Source organism: Chryseobacterium sp. S90, from assembly GCF_047444895.1.
Classification (GTDB): domain Bacteria; phylum Bacteroidota; class Bacteroidia; order Flavobacteriales; family Weeksellaceae; genus Chryseobacterium.
In genome coordinates, this window is the sequence record NZ_JBLGCX010000001.1 from 128,542 (window position 1) to 140,855 (window position 12,314).

Consider the following 12,314-nt stretch of genomic DNA (forward strand, 5'->3'; position numbering starts at 1 on the left):
ATACTTTTTATATAAACTATGAATTTAAAATTACGACTGACTGTCCTGAATTTTCTTCAGTTTGCAGTTTGGGGAGCTTATCTAACTTCTATGGGAAATTATTTAGGTTCTATAGGACTAGGCTCCAAAATAGGTCTTTTCTATGCAATGCAGGGAATTGTTTCTATTTTTATGCCTGCAATTATGGGAATTATTGCAGATCGATGGATCCAGGCACAAAGACTCCTTGGAATCTGTCATTTACTTGCTGCGGTATTTTTACTGGCTGCAGGATATTATGGGATGTCAGCTGGAAATAACATTGAATTTTCCAAATTATTTGCTTTGTATAGCTTGAGTGTGATGTTTTATATGCCTTCTATTGCATTGTCAAACTCTGTAGCCTATACGGTTCTTGTTAATAATAATTTTGATACCATCAAGGCTTTCCCTCCAATTCGTACTTTTGGAACTATTGGGTTTATCTGTGCAATGTTATTTGTAGACTTTACAAGTTATCAGAATAATTATTCGCAGTTTTTTGTTTCAGGTGTTTTAGGAATTATCTTATTCCTATATTCATTTACTTTACCTGAATGCCCCGTTAACAAAAGCGATGAAAAAAGAAGCTTATATGATGCTTTGGGATTAAAGGCTTTTAGTTTATTTAAAGATAAAAAAATGGCAACATTCTTTATCTTTTCTATGCTATTAGGAGTTTCCCTTCAGATCACCAATGGTTATGCAAATCCTTTTATAACTAGCTTTAAAGATATTCCATCATTTAAAGATACTTGGGGAGCTAATCATGCTAATGCTTTAATTTCCTTGTCTCAAGTGTCTGAAACAGCATGTATTTTGTTGATTCCATTCTTCTTAAAAAGATTTGGAATTAAAAAAGTAATGCTAATGGCTATGTTTGCATGGGTTTTGAGATTTGGTTTATTTGGACTTGGAAATCCTGGAAATGGAGTCTGGATGTTTATTTTGTCTATGATCGTATATGGTATTGCATTTGATTTTTTCAATGTATCCGGCTCTCTTTTTGTAGATAAAGAAACAGATAAAAGTATAAGATCCAGTGCACAAGGAGTGTTTATGATGATGACCAATGGTTTTGGAGCAACAATTGGGATGCTGTTAGCGCAGGAAGTTGTGAATCATTATGTATTTTCTCAAACTGACCCTTTGTTACAGCTTAAAGGATGGGAAATGTCATGGTATATTTTTGCAGGATATGCTTTAGTAGTTGCAGTATTATTCGCAGTTATTTTTAAACACAAACACAACCCGGAAGATGTTTCATCAGTAAAACATTAATTAAAACTAACATTCTTAAGATATTAAATTGCATTTTTTAAAAAATGCAATTTTTTTTATTTTAAGACCGGAATGTTGCTTTCCGGAAAGACTTTACATCCACTTTCGATGACAAGTCTTTGCTGAAGAAAAAATATGGACTTCAGATCGGGATAAAGATCGTAAATATTAATTTTTAATTTAACAATAAATAGCCTTTTTCTTTGTGTAATAAATAATAATATTAAGGCTTTTTTATAACTAACAAGTGTTCGGGTAAAGAAATCCTATTTTTAAAACACACTATCTAAAAGTGTGTTTTTTTTTGTATTTTGGCACTTTAGTAAATATGAAAAATATTCAGTTATTAGGATTACTGTTAGTAGTAGCAGGCAGTTTTTTACCCTTGGTACACGTGCCTGTTATTGGGAACTGGAACTATTGGAAACTTGATCATTATCTGGCTATTGCATGCTGGATATTTGCTGCATGTGCAGTTTTTGGAATTGTCAATAACAGCGTAAAAATCGTAAGATTTTTTGGTATTTTGCTTATCCTTTTATTTGCATTTACCTTATTCGCTGTGAAAATGCAGTCTTTGCAATACTTTAGCTTTTTACCATTCAAATCATGGCAGGAAACTTTTGCCGGAATCGTTAAGCTGAAATGGGGCTGGGCTGTAGAATTTTTAGGAGCTTTCCTTTTGGTTTTTGCAGGAGGAAGCAAAAAAGTAAATAATCGAACACAACTATAAAGATGAACTTCTTAAAAATATTTTCCGCAGGAATTTTCTTGATGGCAGCTACACAGATTAACGCGCAGACTGCAAATCAGAAAAAACCGGATAATCCGCCTAAATGTGCCAATATAAAAGAAGGTAAATTTGTGAGACCCAATTACCCGGAAGGAATATGGCATATGACCATTAAAGATAATGTTCAGACTGAATATTTCAATAATGGAAAAGACTATATCAAATCAACATTGGTTTTTGTGGATGACTGCAACTACAAAGCAATTATTATGGAGAAATCTGATAAAGATAATCCCATACAGATAGGAGATGTCTTCAATAATAAAATTATAGCAACTCAGGATAACCTTCTGAAAGTTAATACTAAAATTGAAGGAACTCAGTTTGATGTGGTTTATGTAAAAGTGAAATAAATTCAACCTAATAAAACGGAATCTTTGTTCCGTTTAGCTAAAAATAAAAATTATATACATGAAAGAAGTATTCATCGTTTCCGCAGTAAGAACACCTATGGGGAGTTTTATGGGAAGCTTGTCAACAGTTCCGGCTACAAAACTGGGAGCAACTGCTGTAAAAGGAGCACTGGATAAAATTGGTTTAGATCCTAATGCTGTTCAGGAAATTTATATGGGGAATGTTCTGCAGGCAGGAGAAGGCCAGGCGCCGGCTCGTCAGGTAGCTTTAGGAGCAGGTCTTTCAATCAATACACCTTCTACTACAGTTAATAAAGTTTGTGCTTCAGGAATGAAGGCTGTAACAATGGCTGCTCAGGCAATCAAAGCTGGTGATGCAGAAGTAATTGTTGCCGGAGGTATGGAAAATATGTCTTTAGTTCCTCACTATTACAATGCAAGAGTGGCTACAAAGTTAGGCGATATCAAAATGCTTGATGGAATGGTGCTTGACGGTCTTACAGACGTATACAACAAAGTACATATGGGAGTATGTGCAGAAAAATGTGCAGCAGACTATAATATCACAAGAGAAGATCAGGATAACTTCGCTGTAGAATCTTACAAAAGATCTGCAAAAGCTTGGAGCGAAGGGAAATTCAGTGAAGAAATTGTACCGGTTTCTATTCCTCAGAGAAAAGGAGAGCCTGTAATTTTTGCTGAAGATGAAGAATACAAAGCAGTAAACTTCGACAGAATTTCAACCCTTCCTACCGTATTCAAAAAAGAAGAAGGAACAGTAACAGCAGCTAACGCATCTACTTTGAATGACGGTGCTTCTGCATTGATCCTTGTTTCTAAAGAAAAAATGGAAGAACTTGGATTGAAACCTCTTGCGAAAATCGTTTCTTACGCTGATGCAGCACACGAGCCTGAAAACTTTACAACTGCTCCGGCAAAAGCATTACCTATCGCCCTTAAAAAAGCAGGATTAGAAGTTTCTGATATCGATTTCTTTGAATTCAACGAAGCTTTTTCAGTAGTAGGATTGGCTAACAACAAAATCTTAGGATTAGATGCTGCTAAAGTAAACGTAAACGGAGGAGCTGTAGCATTAGGACACCCACTGGGAAGTTCAGGTTCAAGAATCATCGTTACATTAATTAACGTTTTGAAGCAAAATAACGCTAAATACGGTGCAGCAGCAATCTGTAACGGAGGTGGTGGAGCTTCTGCTATCGTTATTGAAAATATCTAACATACAGATAAAGCCATAATTTATGGTTTCAAAGTAAAAAAGCAGGGTTTCATAACCCCGCTTTTTTGGTTACAGAGTGTTTTCTTACGGTTATTACTATACTCTTTAGGCTATTATAGTTAAACTTCTGGTTATATAACCCTACGACAGTATCGATGACATCCGCAGAGGTGTTCAGAACCGGTAAAGAGAGCTTCCACAATCTTATGGTATGTCTGTTAAACCATATTAAATAGTCTTCATGAAGGTATGATTAAGATCCACAGGATATTAAATATGCTGATTTTAGCCGATTTGTTCATAACTGGCACCATAAAAATAATAGTAACTCAACAATAAAATACATTTATCAATATCTAATATTCTGTTTAAGAATATATTACCATTAAGGAATCGATAATTTTTTTAAAAACTTATCCATTTGTTAATGGTTTTTTTATTTTTGTGCTACTAATATATATTTGAAATGTCTGAAACTGAGAATCGACAGCCTAAAAACATAAAGAATAATCCGAAGATTATGAAAGCCTGGGCTGTATATGACTGGGCAAACTCCGTGTATTCCCTGGTGATTACCTCTACTATTTTCCCCATTTATTATTCCATACTTACCACAGCGTATGAGAAAAAGGAATACGTAGCAGAAACCAAAACATGGATTGATGTCCCGGTAAGACATATGATCAAAATTTTTGGAGAAGAATACAAACCGGATACGGTGTACGGATATTCATTAACGATATCTTTCCTTATTGTTGTATTGCTTTCACCGTTTTTATCTTCCTTGGCCGATACAATCGGAAACAAAAAATCCTTCTTACAGTTCTTTTGTTATTTAGGAGCTACATCATGTATGGGATTAGCCATGTTTACAGGAATGCATAACGTATTTCTGGGGCTTCTCTTCAGTATCACGGCAAGTGTCGGCTTTTGGGGGAGTCTGGTGTTTTATAACTCCTTCCTTCCGGATATTGCAACACCGGACAGGCAGGATGCACTTTCTTCCAGAGGATATGTATACGGATATATTGGATCTGTAGTTTTAGTTGTAATCTGCTTGCTGCTGATTCAGGTTTTTGCTAAAGGGGCTGCACAGCAGTTATTATTTACAAGAATCAGTTTCTTGCTTACAGGAGCTTGGTGGTTTGGTTTTTCTCAATATACATTCAAACATCTTCCACAGTTTGGAGATGTAAAAGATAAACTTCCTAAAGATCTTGTATTACTGAACTATAAAAATATTTTCAAAAAACATGAAGAACAGGGAGGTTTTTTTGAAGTATTAAAAGATAATATGAGTTTCTATAAAGATATTGCTAAAGAAAGTTTTCATGAACTCTTTAAAGTAGGAAGAGATCTTTTCAAAGACAGAAACCTGAAGTTCTTTTTGTCAAGTTTCTTCTTTTACAGTGTGGGAATGCAGACGATCTTCCTTATGGCAACTTTATTCGGAAAAAGTGAGATCAATCTGGCTCAGGATAAACTTATCGGAACACTTCTGGTAATTCAGATTGAAGCTATTATTGGGGCTATTATTTTCTCAAGACTATCAAAAAGAATCGGAAACAGGAATGTTATTTCCATTGCAATCATATTATGGATAGCTGCTTGTATATGGGCTTACTTCCTGAAGAAAGAAAGTCCAACAGTAGAATATCAATTTTATGGAGTAGCTGCAGTAGTCGGTTTGGTAATGGGGGGGCTTCAGGCGATGTCCAGATCTACATATTCAAAACTGCTTCCGGAAAATTCAATGGAAAATACAACGTATTTCAGTTTCTATGACGTATTGGAGAAAATTGCCATCATCATTGGAACATTCATCTTTGCAACATTGATCGAGTATTTCAATAATATGCGTATCGCAGCATTATCCATGACTCTATTCTTTGCAGCAGGATTGGTTTTAATACGATTCCTGAAGGTTAAAATGAGAACCGACAGAGAAACATTATAAAATTGAAAGACGTTATTTTTAACGTCTTTTTTTATTTTAAAGAATAAAAAACATTTATTTGATTAATTGATTTGATTTATTTATAGAATTGCCATTAATACTAGTATATAGCTATGTTTTTTCACTATGTTTTGATTTTTTTTGTTTATTTGTAAAAAAACGATAAAAATTATCAAAATCATGAAAAAGCTTCTATTAATTTGTTTTTTGCAGTGTTTTATTCTTTGTTTTTCTCAAAATTTAAAACCTGTTGCTCAAAAAGTTTTGGAATTTCATAATCGAAAATCAGAACTTAAAACCTATGCCTTATTTGAGATAGATAAATCTGCAGATAAAATAGCTGAATACAAAAAAGCAGCAACAGATATTACGGTGATGTCTTTGAAGCCTGCAGAATTAAAAAGATTAATCCAAGATAAACCTGATTTTCTTGAAATCTCTTTTCCCTTTGATGGAGGCAGACAAATCACTGTTGAAATGTACAGACATCAGATCTTAACCAACGATTTTAAAGTAGTTACAGATAAAGGGATAGAAGTACAGTATACACCAGGAGTGTATTATCAGGGAATTGTGAAAGGGGATAATGCTTCTATCGTGGCCTTTAGTTTCTTCAATAACGATATTGTAGGAGTTGCTTCTACCCTTGAATTAGGAAATATAGTTGTAGGAAAAGCTAAAAATTCTGAAGATTTTGTAAGTTACTCGGATTCTAAATTAACAGGATCTAATCCATTTGCCTGTGATGTAGACGGATTGAAAGAAAATCAGGTTCAGAGACCGGTTTTCAACCCTAATAATACCAGCAAAAAGAAAACAGACAACTGCGTAAGAATGTACTATGAAGCAGGTTTCGGCCCTTATACCCAAAATGGAAGTAATACCACAACTACAACCAATTGGGTAACTGCTATGCATAATAATGTTTCAACACTGTATGCAAATGAGAATATTAATGTGGCTTTAAGTGAAGTTTTTGTTTGGACAACCACTGATCCTTATGCAGGCTCACCAAGCACAATTCTGAATCAGTTTAGAACCACCAGAACCTCTTTTAACGGGGATGTGGCACAATTATTAAGAAACCCCGCTACAACAAGTATCGCCTATGTAAATTCATTATGTACTGATTACAGATATTCTTATTGTGGTACAAATTTCACCTATCAAAATGTGCCAACCTATTCATGGAATATAGAAGCTATGACGCATGAACTTGGGCATAATTTAGGTTCACCGCATACCCACGCATGCTTCTGGAACGGAAATAATACAGCTATTGATGGCTGCGGACCTGCTTCAGGAAATAACGAAGGTTGCACGGCTGCACTTCCTGCTGCAGGCGGAGGAACTATTATGAGTTACTGCCATTTGGTAAGCAGCGTAGGGATTAATTTTGCGAATGGTTTTGGTGTACAGCCTGGAACATTGATCAGAAATATAATAGATTCAAAAGGATGCCTTGGTACCAACTGTACCGCTTCTTGCCCTACGTCCATCACGAATTTTAACATTAACAATATCACACAGACTTCTGCAAACGCCACTTTTACAGACGCTCTTTCAACAGCATGGAAATATAAGCTTACAACAGCAAACGGAGCGGCAGTATCTTCAGGAAATGTTAATACACAGTCTTTTAATTTTTCAAATCTACAACCGGCATCTTATTACAGACTAAGTGTAGGAACAGATTGCAGCGGGCCAAATGCATTCCAGTTATCAAAACTTTTTCTGACGGACGGAGCATGGTGTGATGGAACTCAGTTTTTGGACACGGGAGGTTCCACCGGGCAATATAAAGATAATGAAGACCTTGTAAAAACATTTTATCCTACTCCCGGCTCATCTATGACAATGACATTTACAGCATTCGATCTTGAACAGGGCTATGATTTTATGTATGTGTATAATGGCCCTTCTACAGCTTCACCATTATTCGCCAATGGAAATAATCTGAGTGGAAGTACTGTACCCGGTCCGTTTACATCAACAGATCCTTCAGGTGCTATAACCGTAAGATTTGTTTCAGATGGAGCCGTTACAGGAAACGGCTGGAATGTGAACTTCTCTTGTAGTGTCTTAGCAGTAGAAGATATCAATATCAAAAATAATTCAATAGATATTTATCCGAATCCTGCCAAAAATATAATAATTCTCTCTTCAAAAGAAAGATTAAAGGGATATAAAATCTATGATGAAGCAGGAAGGCTGGTTGCTTCCGATTCTTCTTTAAAAGGCAATAAACAGGAAATAAACCTTTCCTCAATTCAGACAGGAAACTATGTGATTACTGTAGAAACAGAGAAGCAGACCATTAATAAAAAGCTGATCAAACAGTAATTTTTAAATAAAACTTTGTAAAAGCCTGATAATATCAGGCTTTTTTCATATATTTATATAGAAAAAATTCGGCCTGAGTTTTGCTTATATTCAGCGGAATAATTTTTAACTTTGCAAAAAGATTTATTGTCAATATGACCAACCCTTTATTTTATGCAAAAATAATCCTGTTTGGAGAATACGGAATGATTGAAGATTCCCAGGGACTTGTAGTACCCTACAGCTTCTATAAAGGAACTTTAAAATTTTCAGATTTGAGTTCAGAATTTGAATTGAACTCCAACAGGCATCTGCAGAAATATTCTGAATTTCTTACAGCACTTGATCTTTCCGATGATTTTAAATTAGATATCGAGAGCTTCAAAAATGATATTTCTAACGGACTTTTCTTTGATTCCAATATTCCTCAGGGATATGGAGTGGGAAGTTCCGGAGCTTTGGTTGCTGCTATTTTTGAAAAATATTCAATCAGCAAACTCAATCCTGAGAATATCTCAAAAGATAATCTTAAAAAATTAAAAGCTATTTTCGGTGAAATGGAAAGCTATTTCCATGGAAAAAGTTCAGGAATGGATCCTTTGATCTGTTACATGAATCTGCCAATCCTTATCGAAAATAAAGAAAATTTAGACAGGGTAAATATTCCGGAAGGAGAAGAAGGAAAAGGAGCTATTTTCCTTATTGATTCCGGGATAACAGGCGAAACAGGTCCTATGATTCAGATCTTCTTTGAAAAAATGAAGACTGAAGGTTTCCGTAAAACCCTGAAAGAAGAATTTATCCGTTACAACAACGCATGTATTGAATCTTTCCTTAAAAAAGATATGAATCCTTTCTTCAGAAATCTGAAAAAACTTTCTCACTGGGCGTATGAACATTTCCGTCCAATGATTCCTGAAAGTATTTTTAATATCTGGAAAAAAGGTCTGGATTCTAACGCTTATTATCTGAAACTCTGCGGAAGCGGTGGAGGCGGCTATATCCTAGGGTTCACAAAAGACTATGCAAAAGCAGAAAAAATGCTTGAAGGCTTCCAAAAAGAAGTGATTTACAGATTTTAAACAGGTTGGAATGAATTCTGAAAAAGAAACTTTCCAATCTAAAAATTATATATCAAAATCTTTACTGTACAGATTTTCACAATTCGTGGGCTTTTTGCTTGGAGCGCGTTTTTTTGTAGCAGCTCTGCTAACATTTGCCCTTTATGTTTCCACTTTTTTCCTGTTCAATCAGGATGAATCTTTCAGAAAATTTGTCTTTGATTTCAAAGTACATGGTATTATTTTCTGTACAGTTCTAACCATTCTCGCCGGTGGCATCATCAATCAGTTTTATGATCTGGAGAAAGACCATATTGTAAAACCTTTCAGAACAAGGGTTCAGAGTTTTATCAAGCAGAAATATTTTCTATACGCTTATCTCGCACTCAGCGCTATTTCTTTAGGAGTGGCGTGGATGATTTCCCATAATGTCTTTGTTTTTTTTGTAGTTTATCAGTTCTTTATGTGGTTTTATAGTCACAAATTGAGCAGAATACTCATTGTAAATAATCTTACCTTTGTCAGCCTTACCCTGTATCCGTTCTTTGGAATGATGGTGTACTACGAAACCTTTTCAAAAAAGGTATTCCTGATGGCAGTTTTTCTTTTCCTTATTTTACTTTGCATTGATATTGTGAAAGATACCCTTACCAGAAGTGTGGACAAAACATTTGGATATACTACAATTCCTAATTATTTTAAAAGCAGAAATACAAAACTTATCCTGACGTCTTTACTCATGGTTACCATGGCCGTTTCTATGAAACTTATTACAAAAACAGGCGTTACCGGATTCATGGCCTATTATTTTGCCGGAGGACTTTTTATCATGATATTATGTATTTATCTTCTCATCAATGATTCCCGGAGAAGTAACTTCTTTACTTTGAATATATTACGGTTCTGGGTTTTCGTAGGAATTATTGCAATGCTTTTAAACGGAATAGAGCATAAATTATAAAAAAAATCTTTAAATAAACTGAGGTTATTATTACCTTTGCATAACTAAATTTAATAAATAGGAATGCCCATTTTTAATGATACTAAAGTTGCATTTGCAGACAAGTCTGATGCACAATTGAGAAAGGCTTACTGGATGTTTAAAATGATTGAACAGCCCGCTCTTACAAGCCTTGGAACATCTATCCTGAATTTTACAGTACACAACAATTTTCCTTTCGTTAACGGAATTGTAAAAAATACCTTATTTGAGCAGTTCTGCGGTGGTGAAACGCGTGAAGAAAGTATGAAGGCTGTAAAACAGCTGTTCAAAAGAGGAGTTGGAAGTATCTTCGATTACTCTATTGAAGGGAAAGAAGATGAAGAAACTTTTGATGCGGTTTGCAAAGAAATTAAGGATATTGTTAGATTCTCAGTGGGAAATCCGGCCATCCCTTTTATCGTATTCAAACCTACAGCTTTTGGAAGAATTGATCTTTATGAAGCCGTTGGAAAAGGAGCGGAGCTTACTACCAGCCAGAAAGAAGAATGGGAAAGAGTGGTAAAAAGATTTGATGAAGTATGCAGTCTTTGCCACGAAAATGATAAAAAAGTAATGGTAGATGCTGAAGAAACCTGGATGCAGGATGCAGCAGACCATCTTTGTGAAGAAATGATGGAGAAGTATAACCAGCAAAAACCTATCGTTTGGAATACCATCCAGATGTACAGAACAGGAAGGCTGGAATATATGGAAGCTAATCTTCAGAGAGCAAGAGAGAAAAATTACTTTATCGGGTACAAAATTGTTCGTGGTGCTTATATGGAAAAAGAAAGAGCCAGAGCAGCAGAAAAGGGATATGCAGATCCTATCCAGCCAAGCAAAGATGCTTCAGATAAGAACTACAATGCAGGAATCGACTTTGTTATGAATCATCTGGATAAAGTTTCTGCCTTCTTCGGAACCCATAACGAAATCTCTTCAGAGCTGATTATGGATAAAATGAAAGCGAAATCTTTGGACACTGACAACCCACACGTTTATTTTGGGCAGCTTTACGGGATGAGTGATAATATTACCTTCTATTTGTCTGATAAAGGCTATAATGTGGCTAAATATCTTCCATATGGACCTGTAAAGGATGTTGTACCATACCTGACCAGAAGAGCCAGAGAAAACACTTCTGTAGCCGGACAAACAGGAAGAGAGCTGGGACTTATCAAAAAAGAACTGGAAAGAAGAAAGAAATAATAGTATTGCTTTACTATACCTATCAGGCCTGCAGATTTGCAGGCTTTTTTATGCAATCAACTTCAATACAGAAGCTCAGTTATCCCTGAAGAAGTAGACTTTTAATCAAATTAATAATAATCGATATAATTATTGTTTACATTAATTATATGTTAAAATAATATGATTTTCATTGCTGATTTGATTTTTAATTTTTATATTTGATAGAGCCATAAAAAACCAATGCATGAAAATGTTTTCATTTACCATCAGGATACTGTTCTTTAACAGAATTTCTCAAAATACATAAGCAAAGTATTATCCTTATAAACAGCCAAAATTATAAAAACATATTTGTGGGATAGATAATCATAAGAAGATAAAAATTCTATCACTGGATATCCATCTCATTTCAAAAAACAAAATAAAGCAATAGCTTTAGTTTTCTTCTTCAAATATTTTTTAACCTGATCATTTTCTTTGATCAGGTTTTTATTTTTAAGGCTCAAAGCTCTCAAATTTTCCGTTTTCATAGAACAAAACAATACGTTTTATCTTATTAGTCTGATTACCAAGTATTTGTCCTAATATTTGATCACTGGAATTTTCTAATCGCTGAGAATCGGATATTTTTTCCGGAGCTTTATTCTGGGCTGGTATAAACGATTCTCCAGCACTTGATGTGGAGGCTTCCATCTCTGTTTCATCACTTCCGAATTCATCATCGTCATTCATCATCGTAAAAAGATCGGGTAGTGGAGTCGGTTTTATTTTCTCCTCTTCGGTATGTTCTTCGTTAATTTCAGATTCGGGTAGCTGGGATTTCAGCATTTCACCTTCACCCGTAACCAACCAATCCCACAGAAGTTCCGGGAAACGGGATTTTATTTTTATGATAAATTCAAGAGACGGTTTGTTTCTTCCTGACGTGATATGCGAAATGGACGAACGCTGCACATCAATCTCATCAGCAAACTCAGAAGGAGTAAGATTAGAATACTCTATAATTTTGGAAATTCTTTCATTTAAACTCATAAAAATAAGCCTTTAATTATTTTACAAATGTAACTTATATAATTTACAAATGCAAAATACAAATGTAAATAATTGAAATTATTATCT

At 34.8% G+C, this 12,314-nt stretch carries 10 protein-coding genes; 9 read left to right on the plus strand and 1 reads right to left on the minus strand.

All coding sequences use genetic code 11. The features are described from left to right. Positions 1-18 precede the first annotated feature (18 nt). From ACLMCG_RS00670 to ACLMCG_RS00710, 9 genes are all read left to right on the plus strand, one after another. The gene (locus tag ACLMCG_RS00670) at positions 19-1,299 is read left to right on the plus strand and encodes an MFS transporter (protein ID WP_223600793.1); all 1,281 of its coding nucleotides are present in this window, start codon (positions 19-21) and stop codon (positions 1,297-1,299) included. A 328-nt stretch (positions 1,300-1,627) separates the two neighbouring features. Continuing rightward, positions 1,628-2,032, plus strand: coding sequence for a hypothetical protein (locus ACLMCG_RS00675; protein ID WP_142717992.1), 405 nt, complete (start codon positions 1,628-1,630; stop codon positions 2,030-2,032). 2 nt (positions 2,033-2,034) lie between these two features. Beyond that, entirely contained in the window at positions 2,035-2,445 is a 411-nt protein-coding gene (locus ACLMCG_RS00680) for a hypothetical protein (RefSeq protein ID WP_223600791.1), read from the plus strand. Between the two features lie 58 nt (positions 2,446-2,503). After that, positions 2,504-3,682 carry an acetyl-CoA C-acyltransferase gene (locus ACLMCG_RS00685; RefSeq protein ID WP_223600790.1) on the plus strand — a complete coding sequence of 393 codons (1,179 nt, stop codon included), beginning with the start codon at positions 2,504-2,506 and terminating at the stop codon, positions 3,680-3,682. A gap of 466 nt (positions 3,683-4,148) precedes the next feature. Next, positions 4,149-5,639, plus strand: a complete 1,491-nt coding sequence (locus tag ACLMCG_RS00690; RefSeq protein ID WP_223600789.1) for an MFS transporter — start codon at positions 4,149-4,151, stop codon at positions 5,637-5,639. Between the two features lie 264 nt (positions 5,640-5,903). Next, complete coding sequence (locus ACLMCG_RS00695) at positions 5,904-7,982, plus strand: M12 family metallo-peptidase (RefSeq protein ID WP_413958400.1); 2,079 nt, start codon at positions 5,904-5,906, stop codon at positions 7,980-7,982. Between the two features lie 134 nt (positions 7,983-8,116). Then, positions 8,117-9,043 (plus strand): mevalonate kinase, encoded by a 927-nt coding sequence (locus tag ACLMCG_RS00700; RefSeq protein ID WP_413958401.1) that lies wholly within the window; start codon positions 8,117-8,119, stop codon positions 9,041-9,043. 10 nt (positions 9,044-9,053) lie between these two features. Continuing rightward, on the plus strand, positions 9,054-9,983 hold the full coding sequence (locus tag ACLMCG_RS00705) for a UbiA family prenyltransferase (protein ID WP_413958402.1): 930 nt from the start codon (positions 9,054-9,056) through the stop codon (positions 9,981-9,983). A 63-nt stretch (positions 9,984-10,046) separates the two neighbouring features. Continuing rightward, positions 10,047-11,213: a proline dehydrogenase family protein gene (locus ACLMCG_RS00710; protein ID WP_413958403.1), complete on the plus strand. Its 1,167-nt coding sequence runs from the start codon at positions 10,047-10,049 to the stop codon at positions 11,211-11,213. A 477-nt stretch (positions 11,214-11,690) separates the two neighbouring features. Here the strand turns inward: ACLMCG_RS00710 and ACLMCG_RS00715 are convergent, their stop codons facing one another. After that, entirely contained in the window at positions 11,691-12,227 is a 537-nt protein-coding gene (locus ACLMCG_RS00715; RefSeq protein WP_413958404.1) for a helix-turn-helix transcriptional regulator, read from the minus strand. Positions 12,228-12,314: the final 87 nt, after the last annotated feature.